This window comes from Leucobacter sp. CX87, from assembly GCF_018682295.1.
Lineage (GTDB): Bacteria > Actinomycetota > Actinomycetes > Actinomycetales > Microbacteriaceae > Cx-87.
Genome location: NZ_JAFIRI010000004.1, coordinates 100,462 through 118,361, shown reverse-complemented (window position 1 = coordinate 118,361; position 17,900 = coordinate 100,462). Strand labels below are relative to the sequence as shown.

The 17,900-nt window shown below is 66.0% G+C and carries 16 protein-coding genes and 1 tRNA gene; 7 read left to right on the top strand and 10 right to left on the bottom strand.

All coding sequences use genetic code 11. From position 1 onward, the window contains the following. Position 1: 1 nt before the first annotated feature. Together KOE53_RS06015 and KOE53_RS06010 are read left to right on the top strand one after the other, a co-directional pair. On the top strand, positions 2–160 hold the full coding sequence (locus tag KOE53_RS06015) for a hypothetical protein (protein ID WP_188045071.1): 159 nt from the start codon (positions 2–4) through the stop codon (positions 158–160). Continuing rightward, positions 157–798, top strand: a complete 642-nt coding sequence (locus KOE53_RS06010) for an anthranilate synthase component II (RefSeq protein ID WP_188057787.1) — start codon at positions 157–159, stop codon at positions 796–798. Before KOE53_RS06015 ends, KOE53_RS06010 begins: the two co-directional genes overlap by 4 nt. A gap of 53 nt (positions 799–851) precedes the next feature. On the opposite strand, the gene pknB is transcribed toward KOE53_RS06010, so the two are convergent. From pknB to KOE53_RS05975, 7 genes are read right to left on the bottom strand one after another with little or no spacing between them, the layout of a single operon-like run. After that, the gene (pknB, locus tag KOE53_RS06005; RefSeq protein ID WP_188057786.1) at positions 852–2,549 is read right to left on the bottom strand and encodes a Stk1 family PASTA domain-containing Ser/Thr kinase; all 1,698 of its coding nucleotides are present in this window, start codon (positions 2,547–2,549) and stop codon (positions 852–854) included. Positions 2,550–2,594: 45 nt separating this feature from the next. Further along, positions 2,595–4,310 carry a protein kinase domain-containing protein gene (locus KOE53_RS06000; protein ID WP_188045068.1) on the bottom strand — a complete coding sequence of 572 codons (1,716 nt, stop codon included), beginning with the start codon at positions 4,308–4,310 and terminating at the stop codon, positions 2,595–2,597. Beyond that, positions 4,307–5,788 (bottom strand): peptidoglycan D,D-transpeptidase FtsI family protein, encoded by a 1,482-nt coding sequence (locus KOE53_RS05995; protein ID WP_188057785.1) that lies wholly within the window; start codon positions 5,786–5,788, stop codon positions 4,307–4,309. The genes KOE53_RS06000 and KOE53_RS05995 overlap by 4 nt, the downstream gene beginning before the upstream one ends. After that, a complete protein-coding gene (locus tag KOE53_RS05990; protein WP_188045066.1) occupies positions 5,785–7,188 on the bottom strand; it encodes an FtsW/RodA/SpoVE family cell cycle protein in 1,404 nt (467 codons plus the stop codon). Before KOE53_RS05990 ends, KOE53_RS05995 begins: the two co-directional genes overlap by 4 nt. Then, positions 7,178–8,425: a Stp1/IreP family PP2C-type Ser/Thr phosphatase gene (locus KOE53_RS05985; protein ID WP_188057784.1), complete on the bottom strand. Its 1,248-nt coding sequence runs from the start codon at positions 8,423–8,425 to the stop codon at positions 7,178–7,180. Before KOE53_RS05985 ends, KOE53_RS05990 begins: the two co-directional genes overlap by 11 nt. Before the next feature lie 2 nt (positions 8,426–8,427). Continuing rightward, on the bottom strand, positions 8,428–8,970 hold the full coding sequence (locus KOE53_RS05980; protein WP_188057783.1) for an FHA domain-containing protein FhaB/FipA: 543 nt from the start codon (positions 8,968–8,970) through the stop codon (positions 8,428–8,430). Further along, positions 8,967–9,722, bottom strand: a complete 756-nt coding sequence (locus KOE53_RS05975; protein WP_188045063.1) for an FHA domain-containing protein — start codon at positions 9,720–9,722, stop codon at positions 8,967–8,969. Before KOE53_RS05975 ends, KOE53_RS05980 begins: the two co-directional genes overlap by 4 nt. Positions 9,723–9,974: 252 nt before the next feature. On the opposite strand from KOE53_RS05975, the gene KOE53_RS05970 reads away from it, so the two are divergent. Next, positions 9,975–10,058 (top strand) — tRNA-Leu (locus tag KOE53_RS05970). A 191-nt stretch (positions 10,059–10,249) separates the two neighbouring features. Here KOE53_RS05970 and KOE53_RS05965 read toward each other — a convergent pair. After that, the gene (locus KOE53_RS05965) at positions 10,250–10,894 is read right to left on the bottom strand and encodes a metal ABC transporter ATP-binding protein (protein ID WP_188057782.1); all 645 of its coding nucleotides are present in this window, start codon (positions 10,892–10,894) and stop codon (positions 10,250–10,252) included. A gap of 56 nt (positions 10,895–10,950) precedes the next feature. Here KOE53_RS05965 and aztB point away from each other — a divergent pair, with 56 nt between their 5' ends. From aztB to aztD, 4 genes are read left to right on the top strand one after another with little or no spacing between them, the layout of a single operon-like run. Then, positions 10,951–11,850, top strand: a complete 900-nt coding sequence (aztB, locus tag KOE53_RS05960; protein ID WP_353055594.1) for a zinc ABC transporter permease AztB — start codon at positions 10,951–10,953, stop codon at positions 11,848–11,850. Then, positions 11,847–13,112, top strand: coding sequence for an ABC transporter (locus KOE53_RS05955; RefSeq protein WP_188057781.1), 1,266 nt, complete (start codon positions 11,847–11,849; stop codon positions 13,110–13,112). The genes aztB and KOE53_RS05955 overlap by 4 nt, the downstream gene beginning before the upstream one ends. Then, entirely contained in the window at positions 13,109–14,035 is a 927-nt protein-coding gene (gene aztC / locus KOE53_RS05950) for a zinc ABC transporter substrate-binding protein AztC (protein WP_215401677.1), read from the top strand. Before KOE53_RS05955 ends, aztC begins: the two co-directional genes overlap by 4 nt. Before the next feature lie 51 nt (positions 14,036–14,086). After that, complete coding sequence (aztD, locus tag KOE53_RS05945; protein WP_188057940.1) at positions 14,087–15,301, top strand: zinc metallochaperone AztD; 1,215 nt, start codon at positions 14,087–14,089, stop codon at positions 15,299–15,301. A 197-nt stretch (positions 15,302–15,498) separates the two neighbouring features. Here the strand turns inward: aztD and KOE53_RS05940 are convergent, their stop codons facing one another. Beyond that, a complete protein-coding gene (locus KOE53_RS05940; protein WP_188057780.1) occupies positions 15,499–16,737 on the bottom strand; it encodes a YibE/F family protein in 1,239 nt (412 codons plus the stop codon). Positions 16,738–16,879: 142 nt separating this feature from the next. Continuing rightward, a complete protein-coding gene (locus KOE53_RS05935) occupies positions 16,880–17,872 on the bottom strand; it encodes a LysR substrate-binding domain-containing protein (RefSeq protein ID WP_188057779.1) in 993 nt (330 codons plus the stop codon). Between the last annotated feature and the right edge of the window lie 28 nt (positions 17,873–17,900).

Below are 17,900 nucleotides of genomic sequence, written 5' to 3'. Positions count from 1 at the left end.
CGTGTTTTCACTGCTCTGGCGATTCTTCCCGGGACCTGCCTGGTTCCGCGTCTTCGTGCTCGCGGCCGCGGCCGCGGGGCTCGTCTTCGCTCTCATCACATTTGTCTACCCGTGGGTTGCAAGCATCTTGCCCTCGGAGGAAGCGACCATTACGCAATGACTCAGATCCTCGTTATCGACAACTACGACAGCTTCGTTTACACCCTCAACGGGTACCTGCAGCAACTCGGTGCTGAGACGCGGGTGATTCGCAACGACGACGTGTCCGCCGCCGAGCTCGAGCAGCTCGTGGCTGAGGTCGACGGTGTGCTCATCTCGCCCGGCCCCGGGACCCCGGCAGAGGCGGGCGTCTCGATCGCGATGGTCGGCATCGCCCTCCGCACTGGCGTTCCGCTGCTCGGGGTTTGCCTGGGTCACCAGGCGATCGCTGAGGCGCTGGGCGCCACGGTGACCCACGCTGAGGAACTCATGCACGGCAAGGTGTCGCGGGTGACGCACACCGGCGACTCGTTCTTCGCGGGCATCGCAAGCCCGTTCGACGCGACCAGGTACCACTCCCTCGCCGTGGTCCGCGACACCGTTCCGGAAGTGCTCGAGATTACTGCCGAGACGGCAACCGGAATCGTGATGGCGCTGCGCCACCGCGAGCTCCCGATCTACGGCGTGCAGTATCACCCCGAGTCGGTGCTGACCGAGGGCGGGTACCGCATGCTCGGCAATTGGCTCGTGCGGGCCGGCGTAGCAAACGCCGCCGAGACGGCCGCCACCCTCAGCCCGCTGCTGGCGCGCGAGGGCTAGGGGCGGGCCGCGCGAGGCTCAGACCGGCAGGATCCTGCCAGCGCTGAGACTCGCTAGCCCGCGCAGTAACTCAGTTCAACCTGCGACGCCTGCGGGGCTGCGCCCAGGAGCGACTGCTCGATGACGGGCAGGTTCGGCTCCTGCGGGCAGCTATCGCGCGGCAGCATGCGCACCGAGAGGCGCTGTGCCTCGATCAGGCTGCGGGCCGCGTCCATGCTCTGTCCGACGACGTTCGGAACAGCGACATTGCCGGTCGCCACGCTCAGGTCGACCGACTCACCCGAACCGAGCTTCTTGCCGGCCTCCGGGACCGACGAAAGGACCGTGTCGGCGGGCGCGTCTGGGCTGTCGACCTGGTTCACGAGTCCCAGCTTCAGGCCCAGCGCCTCGAGCGCCGCCGTAGCATCACTCAGAGTCATGTCGGCGAGGTCCGGGACTTCAGGTGCAGCGGGGCCGGTCGAGACGAAGATCTTGATCGTCTCGTTCGTGGTGACGTGGGTTCCCGATTCCGGGTCGGTGCTGATCACGGCGCCGGCGGGGACGTCGTCGTTCTCCTGCAGCACGGGCAGCGGGACGAGATCGAGGTCACGCAGTGCGCTCGTCGCGTCCGCCTGCTGTACGCCGATGAGATCGGGAACCGTGCGCGCATCGGACGGGGTGAACTGGGTCGGCGCGAGCGTGACCAGCCAGAAGATCACGGCGCCAATCACGGCGGCCACGGTGAGAATGGCGGCCCAGGTCCACATCACCGGCGGGCGGCTCTGCGTACGGACCGTGTTGGCGTTCTCGGACAGCTGGCGCAGTGCAAGGTCAGACTCCGAGACCTCCTCGCCCCCCGAGAAGAGCAGCGGCGACTCGCCATTGTTCGAGCTCAGCTTGGGCATCGTGCCCTCTGCGGCGAGGCGGACTGCGTCGCGGAACTCCGCGGCGGACTGGAATCGGCGTGTGCGATCCTTGGCCAGGGCGTGCAACACGACCTGGTTGAGCTCGGGCGAAACGTCAGGGTTGCGCTCGCTCGGGGGCTCCGGGCGCTCGCTCACGTGCTGGTAGGCGACTGCGACCGCGGTATCGCCGCGGAACGGCACGCTGCCGGCAAGCATTTCGAAGAGCACGACGCCGGCCGAGTACAGGTCGGTGCGCGCGTCGACGGTGTCGCCCTTGGCCTGCTCGGGCGAGAAGTACGCCGCGGTGCCTAGGATGGCCGTCGTCTGCTGCACGGTAGAGGAGGTCTCGGACACGGCTCGCGCGATGCCGAAGTCCATCACCTTCACCTGGCCGGTCTTAGTGACCATAATGTTGGCCGGTTTGATGTCACGATGGACGATACCCGCTCGGTGCGAGTACTCGAGTGCGGTGAGCACCGAGTCAATGATGCGGCACGCCTCCGCCTGGGAGAGCTCGCCCTCACTCATCAGCTGGCGGACGTTCTTGCCCTCGATGTACTCCATCACGATGAAGGGCAACTTCTGCGGCCCGTCGCTCGTCTGGATGAGGTCGTCGCCCGCGTCGAAAACTCGCACGACCGTGGGGTGCGCCATGCGTGAGGCGGACTGCGCCTCCTGGCGGAAGCGGTCCCGGAACTGGACGTCCCCCGAGAGGTTCGCCTTCATGATCTTGATGGCGACCTGTCGGCCGAGCCGGGTATCAGTTCCCCGGTACACGGTGGACATGCCACCCTGCCCGATGAACTCACCGACGGCATAGCGTCCGGCGAGGATCCGCTGTTCCCCGACTCCGGTCGTTTCCGTCATGCCGCTCACCTTTCGTTCCAATGTCTTCTGAGTGTAACTGCGGAATTAGGGAGTAATTACCGGCGCGAGCGGCGCCTTGACCGTGATGGTCGCGGCCGCAGAGGCCGGCGAGACGCGGGTCACGTTGCTGCCCGTGCAGGTGAACGTGTACGTGACCGTGATGATTCCGTCGGGGTCGCCGACGGCGATCGTGTTCGCGTTGATGTTGGCGGTCGAGCCCGACACACTTGCCAGCGAGCCGTCGCCCGTCACGGACACCTCGTAGCCCTGGAACGTGAGCCCCGCGGGGCAGGTGCTCGGCGCCAGGTTCATGGCGAACGGCTGGCCCGAGTTCACCTCGGTCGGGCCGCTTGCGGCGGCAGGAGCGGCAGGCTGGCCAAAAGCGATGTTGTACGTCAGCGTGATCGGCTGGTCGAACGCGACCTTCTTGCCGGTCGGCGTCACCGCGGTCACCAGTCCGACGGCGTCGTCCGCCGCGGGTGCACCCTCGGCGCGACGCACATCGGTGAAGCCCATGCCCGTCAGGATCCCGGTGGCCTCATCGATGTTCTTTCCGACGAGGTCCGCGGCCGAAACTTCGGCACCGGTCTCGGCCGGCGGCTTGGTCGTGGTCGGCGGCTTGGTCGTGGAAGTCGTGGGCGTGGGCTTCGGCTCGTCGTTGTTGCCGTTCATCATGGCAAAGACGGTGCCGGCGCCGACGATCACGAGGATCGCGATCAGCGTGATCAGCGGCCACGTCCACGGGCTGCGCTTCTTCTTGCCCGGCTCCACCTCGTCACCGAGGTCGGCCAAGTGCGGCTCGTCCTGGCCGGCGATGACGGAGGTCCGCGGGATCGCCGTCGTCGCAGCGTCGTTCAGGGTGGTCTGCGGCAGCATGGTCGTTGCCGCGTCGGGCACGACGGTACCGAGGACCTGCGGCACGTAGGCGCCCGCGGTGCGGACGTCGCCGCGATGCAGCGCCGCTGCGGCCTGCGCGAGCTTCGCGGCGGTCGCCGGGCGCTCGTTCGCGTCCTTGGCGAGGCACGCGTACACCAGGAACCGCACGGGCTCGGGAATGCTGTCGGGCAGATCCGGCGGGGTGTCGTTGATCTGTGCCATGGCGATCGCGACCTGTGACTCGCCCGTGAAGGGGCGGCGGCCGGCAAGGCACTCGTACGCGACGACGCCCAACGAGTAAATGTCGGTGGACGGCGTCGCCGTGTGACCGCTGGCCTGCTCGGGCGCGAGGTACTGCACCGTACCCATGACCTGGCCGGTGGCGGTGAGCGGGACCTGGTCGGCGATACGGGCGATGCCGAAGTCGGTGATCTTCACCCGACCCTCGGGCGTGATGAGCAGATTGCCGGGCTTGATGTCGCGGTGGACGAGGCCGGCGTCGTGCGCGGCCTGCAGCGCGGTCGCGGTCTGGGCGACGATGCCGAGGACGCGGTCGGGCGGCAGGATGTTTTCGCGGTCGATGATGGTCGAGAGGGGCTCGCCGGGGACGAGCTCCATCACGATGTACGCGGAGCCCTGCTCCTCGCCGTAATCGAAGACGTTGGCGATGCCCTCGTGGTTGACGAGCGCGGCGTGACGGGCCTCGGCGCGGAAGCGCTCGAGGAAGCCCGGGTCACCCATGTACTCGTCCTTGAGGATCTTGATAGCGACGGTACGCCCAATGACGCTGTCTGTCGCTTTCCAGACCTCGCCCATGCCGCCCACGGCAATCCGTGAACTCAGCTCGTACCGTCCGCCGAACGTGACTCCTGCCGTAGGTCTCATTGGCCTAGCACCGCTTCCATGACTCGTTTTCCGATAGCTGTCGGCAGCTCGTATGAGCTCGCCAAGTAGTTGTGCGCCTCGCCGCCGCCGTTTGCCACGACGACCGCGATCGCAATCTGGGGATCTTCCACCGGCGCGAACCCGGTGTACCAGAGGGTGAAGGGCAGATCAGACCCGTCCGCGGCGGTGCCGTTCTCGGCGGTGCCGGTCTTGCCAGCAACGCGAACCCCGTCGATGCCGGCCGGGACGCCGGTGCCGCTCGGGTCTGAAACTACCTTCTCCATCATGCCGGTCATTGTCTGAGCGGTTTCTTCGGAGATGGGGTTCCCGAGCACCTCTGGCGTGAACTCGCGCTCGACACTGAGGTTCGGCGCGATGATCTGATTGACCAGCTGCGGCTTCATCAGCTCGCCGCCGTTCGCGATGCCCGCGGCCACCATGGCCATCTGCAGGGGCGTCGCGCGCACATCGAGCTGGCCGATGGACGACAGTGCGACCTGTGCCTGGTCGAGGGGCGCCGGCGCGACGCTGGGCGAGACATTGAGGGGGATCTGCAAGTCCTGCTCGAACCCGAACGCACGCGCCATCTTCGGCACCTCGTCGCGGGGCATCTCCATCGCGAGCTCCGCGATGGGGATGTTGCAGGACTGGATGATCGCGGTCTCGAGCGTGGCCTTGTCGCCGGGTCCACACACGGTCCGAGAAGCGTTCTGCATGATCGCGCTCGACTGGGGCAGCTGCAGCTGAGCCGGGTTATCGAAGGTCGAGGCCGGGGTCGCGGCGCCGCTCTCGATCGCGGCCGCGGCCACGAGGAGCTTGTAGGTCGAGCCCGGGTGGTACAGATCGCCCCCGATGGCCCGGTTGACGAGCGGCTGGGCAGGATCCTGCTCGAGCAGCCCGTAGTTCTCGATGATCTGCGCGTCGTTGTTCGACGAGAGCAGCGACGGATCAAAGCTCGGGGTCGAGACCATCGCGAGGACCTTGCCGGTCTTCGGATCGAGGGCAACGACGGCGCCCTCGAGGCCCGCCATGGCCTCATACGCGGCCTGCTGCGCGGCGGGGTTCAGAGTGAGCTCGACCGAGCTGCCCTGGGGGTCCTCGCCGGTGAGAATGCGCATGATCCGGGTGAAGAACTGCGCGTTGCCGATGCCCGAGAGCTCCTGGTTCAGCGCGCCCTCGATGCCGGTCATGCCCTGATTGCGTGAGTAATAGCCGGTGACGGGCGCATACATCGCGCCGCCCGGGTAGGTGCGCGTGAACTGGTACGTGTCGCCGGTCGGCTCGGACACGGCGACGGGATTGCCGTCCACCAGAATGGTGCCGCGCTCGATGTTGAAGCTGTTCTTGGCGGTGCGCTGGTTGAGCGGGTTCGCACGTAGCTCGTCGGCCTGCACGACCTGAATCATGGTCGTCGAGAAGCAGAGCACAATGAACATGAGGAAAATGACGCGAGTGACGCGCTTCAGTTGCTTATTCATGCGCGAATCACCAGCTTCGGTCGGTTGCGGACGGCGTTGGACAGGCGCAGGAGGAGCGCCGCGATGATCCAGTTCGAGATCAGCGAGGAGCCGCCCGCCGCGAGGAACGGGGCGGTGAGGCCGGTCAGCGGGATGACGCGCGTGACGCCGCCGATGACGATGAAGACCTGCAGCGCCACCGTGAACGCGAGTCCGGCTGCGAGCAGCTTGCCGAAGTCATCCTGACCGGCGAAGCCGATGCGCAGGCCGCGCCCGACGAAGAGGAGGTACGCCGCGAGAATCACGAAGAGGCCGATGAGCCCGAGTTCTTCGCCGAGGCTCGGGATGATGTAGTCGCTTTGCGAGAGGGGGGTGTCGTCGGGGAAGCCCTGGCCGAGCCCGGTGCCGCTCATGCCGCCGTTTGCGAGGCCGAAGAGGCCCTGCACGAGCTGATAGCTCGCGCCCTGCGCGTCGTGGAACGGGTCGAGCCAGTTCGTGAAGCGGCGGTTCACGTAGTCGAGCGTCTGGCTGGCGATGAGGCCGCCGGCGACGAAGAGGCCGCCGCCCAGGACGACCCAGCCGGTGCGGCCGGTCGCGATGTAGAGCATCGACAGGAAGAGGCCGAAGTAGAGCAGCGAGGTGCCGAGGTCGCGCTGGAACACGAGCACGCTCATCGCGGCCAGCCAGAACACGAGCAGCGGGCCGAGGTCGCGGGCGCGCGGGAAGGTGATCCCCGCGAACTTCTTGCCCACCATCGAGAGGGCGTCGCGGTTGCGCACGAGGTAACCGGCGAAGAAGATCGCGAGCAGGATCTTGGCGATCTCGCCGGGCTGGAACGAGAAGGGGCCGATCGAGATCCAGACGCGGGCGCCGAACTCCTCGCGGCCGATCCCGGGCAGCATCGGCAGCAACAGCAGGATCACCGCGACGAGGCCGGTGAGGTAGGTGTAGCGAAAGAGCACCAGGTGGTTCTTGATGATCAGGAGGACGGCGGCGGCCGCGACGACGGCGACGATGGTCCAGACGATCTGCCGAACGCTCGTCGCCTCCCAGCCGGTGAGCCCGACGGCGAGGTCGATGCGGTAGATCTGCGCGATGCCGATGCCATTGAGGAAGGTGGCGATCGGGATGATCAGCGGGTCGGCGTCGGGGGCGACCACGCGCACGACGACGTGGAGGCCAATGATCGCGACGACGAGACCGATGCCGAGGCCGAGCAGCGTGGTCGAGACGTGACCGAGCACGGTGAGGTCGACAATGATGACGGCGCCAATGCCGACCGCGAGGGCGAAGATGATGAGCGCGAGTTCGAGGCGGCGCAGGATGCGGGGTGCCCGGATCGCGGTGATGCGCTGCAGCACGGTCTCGCCGGTGCGCGCCTTCTCGTAGCCTGCCTCAGCGTTTTTCGGCTCACTCGTCATCCGCGTTCACCCCCAGCCGCAGCACGATGTCACGAGCCTCGTCGAGGGAGGACGCGTTGAGCGTGCGCTCGACCTGGCGCTGCTCGTAGCCGCCGAGGGAATCGACCGGGATGCCGGTGTCTTCCGCCTCGGAGTTCAGCGAAAGGCCGCCGATGTTCTGCTGCACGCCGCGGTAGATAATGACGGTTTCGCCGTCAGTGCCGACGAAGTAGCGGGTCTGGGTCCACTGGTATCCGAGCAGCACGCCGCCAGCCAGGGCGGCGATGGCGAGGCCGAGCCCGACGAGCCACATCGCCCGGCGACGGCGATTGCGCCGCTTTGTCTCGGCGATGAGCTCGTCGAGATACTCGTCGACGCGGGGCTCAAAGTGGCTCTCGGCGACCGGCTGCGTCCGGCGGCCAGACCGACGCCAGCCCGGCAGGCGAATCGCGGTGGTCTGCCGGCGTTCAGCGTGGGCGATGGGGGCCGCGGCCGAGCCCGCGAAACGGGGGCCGAGGTCTTGCTGCGGCTGCGCCGAAGCCTCAATGAGGACGACCGTGACGTTGTCGGGGGCACCGTGCGAGAGGCTCTTGTCGATGAGGGCGTCGACGGCGCCCTGCAGGTTCGCGCGACGGCGGAGGATGAGCTCCATCTCGTCGTCCTCGACGTAGCCGCAGAGGCCGTCCGAGCAGAGTAGCCAGACGTCGCCGGGGCGGGTATCGAGCACCATCGTGTCGATCTCGGGGGAGGAATCGACGTCGCCGAGCACGCGCATGAGGACGGAGCGGCGCGGGTGCGTCTTCGCCTCTTCCTCGGTGATGCGCCCGCTGTCGACGAGGCGTTGCACGAAGGTGTGATCCTTGGTGATCTGCTTCAGCTCGCCGCCACGCAGCAGGTACAGGCGGGAGTCGCCGATGTGAGCGACCGCGAGCTGGTTGTCGAGGGTCACAATGCCGGTGAATGTCGTGCCGAGCCCCGAGAGCTCGGGCCGGTCGTACACGGTCTCGGAGAGCTTGCGGTTTGCGGCGAGCAGTCGGTTGCGCAACGTGTCGGTCGCGGACTTCGGGTCAGGGAACTCGAGCCCATCAACCTCGGCGAGCGCCTGGGTGGTCAGCGCGGAGGCGACATCGCCGCCCGCGTGACCGCCCATGCCATCGGCAACGAGGAAGAGCCGGGAGCCGGCGAACGCCGAGTCCTGGTTGTTCGATCGCACCATCCCGACGTGGGATCCGATGGCGGTTGCGTACGAGATCGTCACGCCTACGGCCTCAGCTCAAAGGTCGTCGTCCCGATAGTCACCGGGACGAACGTCGCGAGCCGAATCGGGTCGTCCATGCGCACGCCGTCAACGCGGGTGCCGTTGGTCGAGTCGAGATCTGTCAGGGTCCATCCGGCGCCATCGCGGGTGAGCCGTGCGTGATACGTCGAGGTGTACTCGTCGACGATGACGAGGGTGGAGTCTGGGGAGCGGCCGATCGTGATGAGGTCCTCGTCGAGGGGGAGCGAGGTGCCCGCCGCGACGCCCGAGGTGATCATGAGGGTGCGCGCGGGGCCTGAGGATCCTGCTGAGGGCATTGCACCCGCGCCCGGAGTGATGACCCCTGCAACCGGTGCGGCCTGCAGTGCGGCCGCCTTCGGTGCCGACGGCGGCGTGCTTGCCGGAGGGTTCGGGCCTTCGCCGCGGAGCCTGCGGGCCGGGGCCCCGAACAGGTCGCTGCGGAGCGCATAGACAATGGCGAAGATGAACAGCCACAGCGTGACCAGGAAGCCCAGTCGCAGGATGAGTAGGGTCAGTTCGCTCACAGGCCCCTCCAGAAATCTTCGTCGATCTTCGCCTCAGCACCCGGCAGCTGCGCCGTGGGAGGTGCTGTTGGCCGCTGCCGCTGCGGAGCGCGCTGGGGAACCAGCTTGAACCGCAGCGTGCTTTGGCCGATGGTGATCACGATATCGGGGGTGAGGGCGGCCTCGCGGAATCGCTGGCCGTTGATCTTCGAGCCGTTCGTCGAGCCGAGGTCGCGGGCAATGCCGTGAGCGCCGTCCCAGATAATCTCGAGGTGCTTGCGCGAGGCACCGGTGTCGCCGATGCGAATATCGGCGTCGCTACCGCGTCCGATGGTGGTGGTGCCGCGACGCAGTTCGTGCCGCTTGCCGTCGACATCGAGCACCGCGGTCCAGGCGACGGTGCCCTCGACGCTGGTCGCGTCGATCTCGAGCACGCCCTTGGCGAGGGCAGGATCGGGGCGCAGCTCGACGTCGGCGTCGCCGATGAGCTGGTACCCCTGGCGGGCCGCGTGTTTGCGCACGACCGCGATGAGCTCTTCCTCGAGCGGAGTGCCCATGCCCGACAGTCGCGTGGCGTCGTCGGGGGAGAGGCGGACGAGGAAGCGGTTCGGGGCCAGCACGCGGTCACGGTCGACGATCACCGAGCCGATCTCGAGCTCGCGCTTGAGCGCGGCAGCGATCTCCACCGGTTGCACGCCGGAGCGAAAGGTGCGAGCGAAGGCACCGTTGACGGCGCGTTCAAGCCCGCGCTCAACGCTGTCTAGGATTCCCACTGTCTGCTCCTCTGGTCGCGCCGGTGGCGTCTCCGTCGTGCTGCGCTCACTCGCCGCGGGTGCGGCAAACAAGATCGCAGTTTGAGTATGAATGCTACTGGGCCGCGGGGGCGGTCGGCTGAACCCTCGCTGCTTTTCGGCGGATTCGCGGGGGATACGCGCCGGGGGTGCATGCTCACTTTGGTGTCGCGGGGGTTTCGCTGGTACGCTCATCTGGTTATCGAAACGGGAAGCCGTGGAGAGAGCAAACTCGCGCGAGTGGCGGAATTGGCAGACGCGCTGGCTTCAGGTGCCAGTGCCCGCAAGGGCGTGGGGGTTCAAGTCCCCCTTCGCGCACGAGTACAAAAACCCCAGATCAGATAAATGATCTGGGGTTTTTGCGTTTTCGGGTCGGGTGGGCTTGCGGCGGCATTTTTGACCAGATTGAGCGGGATCCTGCCGGAACTGCTGAAGGGTGGACGCTCCGCCGAAGTTGGGTGCGATGCTGGTCGAAGGCTGGCGGTGAGCTCAGGCGCGTGTTGCCTCCTTCAGTCGCGAAAAGACCGGGAACCGTCCCCGAGCCTGACGACCGCGTCGGCGATGCTGGTCGTTTCGGCATCGTGGGTGACGACCGCGACTGCGACGCCGCGTGCGGCCTCCTCAGCAAGGATCGCCCGCGTGCGATCGCGGCTTTCGGCGTCGAGCCCGGTCGATGGTTCATCGAGTAGCAGGATCGGGGCGTGTCGTGCGAGCGCCTGAGCCAGAAGCACGCGCTGCCGCTGGCCCCCGGAGAGTGCAGTGAATGCGCGCCCCGCGAAGGCTGACAGATCCACCCGCGTCAGCGCGTCCTCGACGGCTTGGAGACGCTCGGCGCGCCGCATGCCCCGCCCCCAGGGGCGCACGCTGGACCAGGTGCTCATGCTGACGACGTCGAACACGGTCAGCGGGAGTAGCTCGGGGGTGGTGGTGCGCTGCACGACGAGGGCGATCGGGCCGGTGGAGAAAACGCGCCCCGCGAGTGGGTGACGCACCCCCGCGAGGATCTCGAGGAGCGTGGATTTTCCCGAGCCATTGGGGCCAAGGATCGCCGTCACGGTGCCGCGTGGCAGAGCGATGCTCACGTCGTGCAGTACGCGGAGCTCACCGAAGGCGTAGTCGAGGTGGTGTGCTTGCAGAGCGAGTGTCTTTGTCATCGGGGCCAGTCTACGCCCTGTTGAGAATGATTCCCATTTGCATATATGGTGGGCGAGTGCCTTCTCTCCTCGAACCGTTCGCTACGGAGTTTGTGCTGCGCGCACTGCTCGGCGGGGCGCTTGCCGCCGTCATCTGCGGGATCGTCGGAACCTGGGTCGTGATCCGAGGAATGGCATTTCTGGGTGAAGCCATCGGTCACGGCATGCTGCCAGGGGTCGCGCTCGCCACGGTGGTCGGGGCCCCGGTCATGCTCGGAGGAGCAACCAGCGCCATTGTCATGAGCGCGATGATCGGACTGCTGCAGCGCCGAGGCCGGCTCTCCGCCGACACCAGCATCGGACTGCTGTTCGTGGCGATGCTGTCCCTCGGCGTGATCATCGTGTCCCACTCCAGAACCTTCGCGACCGACGCGACGGCGATGCTGTTCGGCGACATCCTCGCGCTCACCATCCCGGACATCGTGGCGCTTGCCCTCGCCGCGGCGGTGACCGCGTTCATCGCGACGACCCTGCACCGCAGCTTCGTCGCCGTTGCTTTCGATGCACGTATCGCCCAGACTCTCGGCCTACGCCCGCGCTTCGCGCAGCTCGCCCTTGTCGGGCTCGTCACCCTCGCCGCCGTCGCCTCGTTTCAGGCGGTCGGATCGCTGCTCGTTGTCGGGCTGCTGCTGGCGCCCGCGGTTGCAGCCGGCCCGTGGACCCGCCGTATCCCCGCGCGCATGGTGCTGGCGGTGGGATTCGGCATCGTCGCGGTCGCGCTGGGGCTCATCGGATCGTGGTACTTGGGCACTGCCGCGGGGGCCTCCATCGCGATCGCGGCAATCGCGCTCGCAGCAGCCTCATCGGGGGTTGCCGAGGTATGTGGCGCCGTACGCCCCTCCGCTCAGACGCCAGGCTCATCGCCAGCCCCAGACTCCATTCCTCCACTCATCTCCGAGCCCGAAAGCAGTTCATGACCGGTCGTACGCCCCTCGCCACCCTTGGTGTGCTCCTGATTCTGGCCCTCGTTGGCTGCGCCGAACCACAGACGCTGCCAACCGATGCTGCATCTCCCGTTCGCTCGGCTGACCACGGTGCGGTAGCTGAAGCCGTGGAGGTCGCGGAACCGCAACTGCATCTCGTGGCGATCGACCGCACCGGAAGCACTTCAATGCTCGACCTCCTGCGAAATCAGGCCTCCACGCTCGACCGCGTGACTTCGCCCTCCGAGGTGACCACGGACGGCCGATATGTGTTCGCCGCAAACGACGACGGTGTGGAGATTCTCGACAGTGGGGTCTGGGCCTGGGATCACGTCGATCACTTCCACTACTATCGCGCCGACGCGCGCACGATCGGCGTGGTACCGGGGCGCGGCATCGCACAGGTCTCGACCGGTTTACTCTCGACCGTGGGTTCCACTGGCCTGTTCTTCCCGACTTCGGGCGAGGCGGTGTTGCTCGACAACGCGGCCCTTGCACAGGGAGACATTGTCGAAACGTTGCGCATCGATACCGGTGCGCAGAACGGCCTAGTAGTGCCCCTCGAGCACGGCGCACTCGTCACCGGCGCGAGCTCGGGATCCCGAGCAGATCAGCTTCATCTTGTCGGTACGGACAGCGAGGACGATACGGAGACTGAAGACCAATCAGTTGCCTGCGTTGATCCTGCAGGTAGCATCACGACCCGGGTTGGTGTGGTCGTCGGCTGCGCAGACGGTGCAGTGTTGGCGACGCAAGACGGTAGCGGGAACACAATCATCGAGCGGATTGAATACCCCGCGAACGCTGCCGTTCCCGCGACAGAGTTCACCGCCCGCAAGGGGCGACCGACGGTGGCGGGCATCGGTGAGGACCCGGGTGTTTGGCTGCTCGACACGCGAGCGAAAAGCTGGCTCTGGATACCGAGCGACGTGGACCTGCTGGCGGCGGCGGCGGTGGATGACGACGCCGGGCACGTCGTTACTGTCGGTTCCGATGGGGTTGTGCGGGTGCACGCCGCGGAGACTGGCGAGTTGCTCGCCGCATCGGACCCGCTGCTCAACGAGACGCTATCCGGCCTGGCCGGCGATCCTGAATTGGCCGCGCTGGTGACCGTGACAGTCGATGCGGATCGGGCGTACGTGAATGCTCCTGCTGAGGGGGTCGTGTACGAGATCGACTTCGCCGACGATGCTCGCATTGCGCGAGTGCTTGACACCGGTGTCCGGCCAGATCACCTCGTGGAGGTCGGTCGATGAGCCGGCGCACCGCCATGGTCGCAGCGGTCTGCCTCGTGTTGTTCGGGGGCGTCGGCTGCGCTTCGCAGGGAACTAGCGAAGGGCCGCAGGTTGTTGTCACCACGAACATTCTTGGAGATGTGGTCGAAGAGGTGCTGGGCGATCAAGCCACCGTGACGACGCTCATGCGCCCGAACGCCGACCCGCACTCCTTCGAGCTGTCCGCGCAGGACGCGGCGCTTCTGGACCGTGCCGACCTCGTGGTGTCGAACGGGCTCGGGCTCGAAGAAGGATTGCAGCAACACCTCGACCGGGTGACAGACGCGGGCACTCCGATGCTCGTCGCGGGCGACGTCATTGACGTGCTGCCCTACGCGACCGGAGATGCGGCGGGCACACCTGACCCCCACATCTGGACCGACCCTGGGCGGATGATCGATGTGGTCGATGCGTTGGAAACCACCGCGGAGAAGATCCCCGGCATCGATTCGGTGCGACTGGCCGAGAGGGCGGAGGGGTATCGCGCCCAGCTCATCGAGCTTGAGTCTGAGATGAGTGCGGCCTTCTCACAGATTCCGGGCGATCACCGCGCCCTCGTGACCAACCACCACGTGTTTGGTTATCTCGCCGATCGCTTTGACTTTCGGGTGGTTGGGGCAGTGATTCCCGGCGGCACGACGCTGGCAGCTCCGAGTGCCGCTGATCTGCGCGATCTGAGTGCGGCGATCGAGACCGCCAGCGTACCTACGATCTTCGCCGAATCATCCCAGCCGGACCGTCTCATGCAGGTGCTTGCCAGTGAGGCGGACCTCGAGGTGCAGGTCGTCGAACTGTTCACCGAGTCCCTGACCGCGCCCGGCGAGGGCGCGGAGAGCTACCTCGAAATGATGCGCGCGAACACCGATCGTATCTCCACTGGCCTGTACCCCCGGCCGTCCCCATAGCCCCGACATCCGCAGTACGAGAACCACACAACAGAAAGAAGCGCAATGAAGATGACACGAAGAAACGCCCGTCTGGGCGCCATCGCAGCCGCTGCAGGAGTTGCCCTACTCGCTGCGGGCTGCAGCACAACCTCAGGCGAAGCTCCCGGAGCAGTCGCCACTGACGTCACGACGAGTGACGCGCACGACGCCGAGGGGCGAGTCGCCATCTCGTACGAGGGCGGAATCGCCCTGCTCGATGCGAAAACTCTCGAGGTGGTTGACGAGTTCAGTACGGAGGACTTCACTCGCCTGAACCCTGCGGGTGACGGCCGCCACGTGGTCGTGACCATCACCGCGGGGTTCCAATTGCTCGACACCGTGACGCCTGCACTCACCGACCTCGTGGTGCCCGCGACGGCCGCGGGGCACGTGGTGCGGCACGCAGGCAACACGGTGCTCTTCGACGATGGCACAGGAGTCACGACCGTACTGAACACTGCGGCGCTCGCCGAGGTCGGGGACGCGCTGCCGGAGGCCACAACCTACACCGCCGATTCTCCCCACCACGGGGTGTCGATCGTACTCACGGACGGCACACTCGTGACCACTGTCGGGGACGAGACGTCACGGAGCGGGGCGCACGCGCTCGAGTCACACGGGGACCACTGGGACGAGATCGCTTCGAGCGATGCGTGCCCCGGGATCCATGGCGAGGGAACCGCGGCCGACGAGGCCGTGGTGTTTGGGTGCGAGGACGGTGCACTCCTCTACCAGGACGGGGCATTTGAGAAGTTCGACGCCCCTGACGAGTTCGGGCGCATGGGGAACGCATTCGTCTCGGAGACCAGCCCCATTGTGGTGGGAGACTACAAGTCCGATCCTGATGCCGAGGGGTACCTGTTGGGATCTGTCGCGCTGATTGACACCGAAGCCAAGAGCTTCGAAGTGGTGGAGCTGCCCGAGAACGTGCGCTACACGTTCCGCGATGTAGTGCGTGGACCCAATGATCTGGCGTACATCCTCTCGACCGATGGCTCCATACACGTGCTTGACCCGGCAACGGGCGACATCGTGGACGAGTTCCCCGTAATAGACCCGTGGGCGGGCCCGGTCGACTGGCAGGATGCGCACCCGGCGATCGTCGCGAACGGCGAGACCGCGTATGTGACTGAACCGGCAACGAACACCGTTCACGCGGTGGATCTCACAACTGGGAAGATCGCGGCGTCTGTTGCCCTTGATCAGGTGCCGAATGAGATCGCGGTGACGCTCGGCGCGCACTGAGGCAAACCTGCCGAGTGCGGGTGGGGACTGTTTCGGCAATAGAAAAGAGACTTGCGGCCCGGTACATCAGCTTGCGCTGGTGTACCGGGCCGCAATCGCGCGCAGGGCGTCACAGGAGTGCTCGCCCGTCGAGAAGAAACTACCGAGTCTCGGATCGATTGCGTGGAACTGAGAGCTGCGGAAAGGAAGGCAGCTGGTTAGTGACCGTGACGCAGAGCCGCTGGCGGCGAATCGGCTTCGAGGTCTATGTGCGAAGGGGCTTTGCTGAAGAGCACTGAGAACGCTGTCGTCACCGGCATTGCGAGAACGAGCCCGGTCGCTCCGATGAGTGTACGGATGACCTCCTGCGCAATTTGTTCGCTCGTGATGAGCTCCAGAAGATCTCTGGGGTAGGTGTAGAGCAGCAAGAGCACGACAAGCATTGATCCGGTGTAGGCGAACACCAGCGTGTAAATACTCGATGCAATGTGATCTCTGCCCACTCGCATCGCCGAGGCGTAGATGCGGCGTTTGGAGAGATGGGGATTCAGTGCGCGCATCTCCCAGACTGCCGACGCTTGAGAGACGGTGATGTCGTTCAGCACCCCCAAGCCCGCAATCACAATGGTTGCGGTGAGGAGGTCACTCATCCTGAGACCGGGTATCGCGACCATGAGGATGGTGTCCTCCGTTGACCCGATCCCGGTGAATCTGAGCCATCTGGTCACCCACAGCCCGGCAACTGCCGTGAACAGAATCCCGAAGACGGAGCCGAACAGCGCCGCAGTCGTGCGATGTGAGACGCCGTGCGCGAGGTACAGCACAACAATCATGATCCCTATGGATCCGACTGATGCAACGAGGACAGGTGGCTTGCCGGCCAGAATGGCTGGGAGTACAAAGGTGACGAGGAGCGCAATTGCGATTGCGACACCGACGAGTGAAAGCGCTCCTCGCCACCTACCCACGGCAATCACAATGACCACGAATGCGAGCGCGACGAACACCATCGGAGCACCACGCGGGTAATCGTAAAACGCGTAGGTCGGCTTCGCGTCCGGCATGGATTGCGGTGCGTACTCGACGAGCTTCACGGTGTCGCCCTCGCGAGGTGGGCGCTGGGCACTTTGCCGGTCATCAAGTGTGAACGTGACTGTCTCTCCGACGGGGAGGGTGGCGCGCACGACCGTGCACTCGGCACCACCTTCAGGTGCGGTCACTTCCGCCTGCGGCATTCCGTCGTCGGCGCAGGCGACTGGTTCTGAGGAGGAGACCCGGGCCGTGACGATGGTTCCCTCAGCGCCACTGGAATGCGCAGCCGGCGAGACCTGGCCAGATTGAGGCCACAGTAGGAGCATCGACGCGACCGTCGCCAGCAGGATGACCCCAACAATTGCCGAAAGAGTGACTGGGAGAATCCAACGGCGAGAGATGGAAACAGATTCAGCGTCGCTCATACAACCAATCTAATGAAGCTCGTTGCTCACCGCGGGCTGCTCGGTCTGCCAGCCGCAGATCGTCACGACTTCTTCACGCGGGCGTTCCCGTCGCCGAGAATGACCTCGCCTCTGGCGACGACCCCCTACTGACGCTCGGCGATCAGCTCGATGATGCTGCGTTTGCGCGATCGAACGGCAGATCGGGCGTAACCGAGACGCCGGCTCGACCAAAGCCGCCGAGCTTTTCCACTGCGAAATCGAGCAGCGCCGATGCGCGGGGCGTGAGGTTCATGTCCTCGGGCCAAATCCCCACCATGTGGGTGATCGTGACTGGTGGGTCGAGGGGTCGAATGACAAAGGGACGCCCCTCGGGGCCGGTCGAAAGTCGGTTGGGCCGTGACATCAGGAGACCGTAGCCGAGGCCCCGGCCCACGAGCGCCTCGACCAGTCCGATCTCGGACACGCTGACAGCGATCTTGGGTTCGAGGCCGCGCGCAGCGAACGCGTCGATGACGTTGACCGTGCCGGGCGTCGCATAGAACTGGATGAACGGCTCGTCGGCAAGGTCCGAGAGATCAACGGTGTCAGCGGATGCGAGGGGATGCTCCGGATGCAGATGGACCTCGAGCTCGGTGGCGTAGATCTTGCGCCGGCGGTACCCGACCGGCAGAGATACGTCGAGTAAGAGGGCGACATCGAGGTGACCCGCCTCGAGGGCAGAAAGGAGCTCTTCATTCGTGCCCACCATGACCTCGAGCTGCACTCCCGGGTGGCGCTGGGGAAAGCCCTCGAGTAGCTCGGGCACCACGCTCGTGGCGAACGTCGAGTAGCAGCCGAGTTTCACCGGGCCCCGGAGCTCGTCTCCCTGTCCCATGCCGAGCAGCAGCTCTCGCGTGTCCGTGACAATCTGGCGGGCCTGCGCGGCGAATTGCTGGCCAGTCGGGGTGAGGGTGAGCCCACGCGCCTTGCGGCGCACGCACAATTGCTCGCCGACTGCACGTTCAATGGCGGTGACGGCCTGTGACAGCGCGGATTCCGAGATATGCAGATGGGCCGCGGCTGCACTGAGCGTGGTGAAATTCGGGAGCGCCGCGAACAGTTCAAGCTGCCTCAGACTCACGTCGGACACGGCCACCTCTTCTCGCGGAAACATCTTCAGTTTAGCCAAAGTACATCTTCAT

Coding starts and splice junctions, on each gene's coding strand:
- KOE53_RS06010 (WP_188057787.1), top strand. CDS start 157: ATGACTCAGATCCTCGTTATCGACAACTACGACAGCTTCGTTTACACC.
- pknB (WP_188057786.1), bottom strand. CDS start 2,549: ATGACGGAAACGACCGGAGTCGGGGAACAGCGGATCCTCGCCGGACGC.
- KOE53_RS06000 (WP_188045068.1), bottom strand. CDS start 4,310: ATGAGACCTACGGCAGGAGTCACGTTCGGCGGACGGTACGAGCTGAGT.
- KOE53_RS05995 (WP_188057785.1), bottom strand. CDS start 5,788: ATGAATAAGCAACTGAAGCGCGTCACTCGCGTCATTTTCCTCATGTTC.
- KOE53_RS05990 (WP_188045066.1), bottom strand. CDS start 7,188: ATGACGAGTGAGCCGAAAAACGCTGAGGCAGGCTACGAGAAGGCGCGC.
- KOE53_RS05965 (WP_188057782.1), bottom strand. CDS start 10,894: ATGACAAAGACACTCGCTCTGCAAGCACACCACCTCGACTACGCCTTC.
- KOE53_RS05955 (WP_188057781.1), top strand. CDS start 11,847: ATGACCGGTCGTACGCCCCTCGCCACCCTTGGTGTGCTCCTGATTCTG.
- aztC (WP_215401677.1), top strand. CDS start 13,109: ATGAGCCGGCGCACCGCCATGGTCGCAGCGGTCTGCCTCGTGTTGTTC.
- aztD (WP_188057940.1), top strand. CDS start 14,087: ATGACACGAAGAAACGCCCGTCTGGGCGCCATCGCAGCCGCTGCAGGA.
- KOE53_RS05940 (WP_188057780.1), bottom strand. CDS start 16,737: ATGAGCGACGCTGAATCTGTTTCCATCTCTCGCCGTTGGATTCTCCCA.
- KOE53_RS05935 (WP_188057779.1), bottom strand. CDS start 17,872: ATGTTTCCGCGAGAAGAGGTGGCCGTGTCCGACGTGAGTCTGAGGCAG.